Here is a 1,832-nt window from a genome sequence, read left to right as displayed (position 1 = left end):
GAGTTGTAGAGGTTGGGGCGCCTCACCTGAAAGAGATTCATATCTCGGCGCAGATGATGGTCGGCGAGTCGGCCGCCATTCTCGGAATGCCCGAGTTGGTACGGGATATCACGGAATCCCCTGCTGTGGTATCTGATTGCGACGCGGCGAAAACCGCTCAGGCATTAATGTGGATTGCACTTCGAAACAGTGGCGACAGTTCGTCAGTCGCTGAATTGCTCGATAAGCATGATTTCGAGGCGGAGACCGCGCCCATTCTACTCAACGCTGCTGTCCGAATTTATCTGGCGATTGGACGGCCGGAGAAAGCTGCGATTTTAGGAGAGAAGCTCGTCGCTTTGGTAACGACGACCTCGGCTCAGCCTGTGAAGATTCAGGCTGCCGATACGCTTACTCTGCTTGGGGACTGCAAGGCGGCGATATCGCTGCTGACATCGATTCCGAATGTCAATCTCAGTCGTGGGTTGCAAACACGCCTACTGGAGGCATACGCAAAAGGCGGTTACCGCGCGAAGGCTCGGTCCATCATGGATAGTGCTCCCGCAGATTGGTTCGAGGACGACGCCTTCGTCGGCATGGCAGTCCTGGCCGCGCAGCAGGCGAATGATTGGCACCGGTTAAAGCCACTGGCCTTGCGACAAAGGGACCGTTGTCCTACCGACGCTCGCGCCTGGGAGTTTTGGTATCGCGTCGCACTCCAGACCTTGCGGCCGGCAGAAATCCGGAGCGCGTTTGGCGAGGCCCCGCTGGAACTAAGCGGTGAGCCCAAGATTATCCGCAGGGTGGCGTTGGCTGAAATTCAATACGGTGACCGTGACCTCGGTATGCGTCGGTTGTATCGATTGTTTAGATGTAACCTCGACAACGCGAACGTTGCGGCGGGTTTCATCACCGCCCTGCTCACTGCCGATGACATTCCATGGGGCGCGACACCTACAGCCGTTTCTGCGGGTGTTGCGGCCACACTGCTGCGAGAAGATGGGTCGCCGTTCACCGTTGTAATTGACCCTGCAGACGTCGGTACTCTTCCGCAGGCACAGAATTACTTCCCTCATGACTCTGCGTTTGCTGCGAACTTTATCGACAAGAGGGTTGGCGAGACGGTGACCATTCGGCATCAGATGGGAGAAGAGACCACCTATCGCGTTGCTTCATTGATGCCCGCCTCTAGGCATCTGCTCGGGTACGCGCACGAGCTAACCGAAAAGACTGTAGAACCCATTCCGGGCTACCTGACTATGTCTGTAAAGAACGACGACGGCAGCATAGACATGTCTCGGATTCACTCACAGTTGAAACGACAGTCGGGAGGGGCGGACCTAGTCATCGATGGCTACAGGCAGGGTCGCCTTACCGTAGGCCTTTGTGCGCAGTTGCTTGGACGTTCGCCAGTGGACCTTATATTGTCCTGGGGGGCGAGCCAGCCGCCTTTGGTCGTTGCCGAGGGACGCGTCACTGGTGGGCTTGAGCGGTCAAATCCACTCGGGTCGAGTTCGTCGTGCGTGCTGGATTGCATCACGCTGGTCGAATTGGGCCTATTTAAGGCTCTGTCGGTTCTCGGCTTTTTGCCACATCCGATTGTTTCGCAACGTGCCTATGATTTGCTGCTTATAGCCATGGAGGGGGCAAAAAATGAGCGCTCGATAGGCCGAGCCGGGGAAGTAGACGGGAAGCTTACGGTAGTTCGGTACACTCCCGAAGACCGGCAGCAAAGAGTGGCCATGCTGACGGCAATTGTCGAGTCGGTCCAGCGCTACTGTGAAGTCGCGCCCGCGTACGGCCCCGCCGAAGTGCCTTGCAATTTCTTAGAGTTTAAAGAGGTTCTGGACGCG

1 protein-coding gene is annotated in these 1,832 nt (G+C 56.9%); it reads left to right on the top strand.

The window, feature by feature from the left end; genetic code table 11:
• On the top strand, positions 1-1,832 hold a 1,832-nt coding region (locus tag ACWF6P_RS31745; protein ID WP_452623695.1), incomplete at both ends, for a PIN domain-containing protein.

The sequence above is a fragment of the Rhodococcus sp. NPDC055024 genome, from assembly GCF_053608585.1.
Note: the sequence above shows the minus strand (reverse complement) of the source record. Positions and strands in the feature narration are given on the sequence as shown.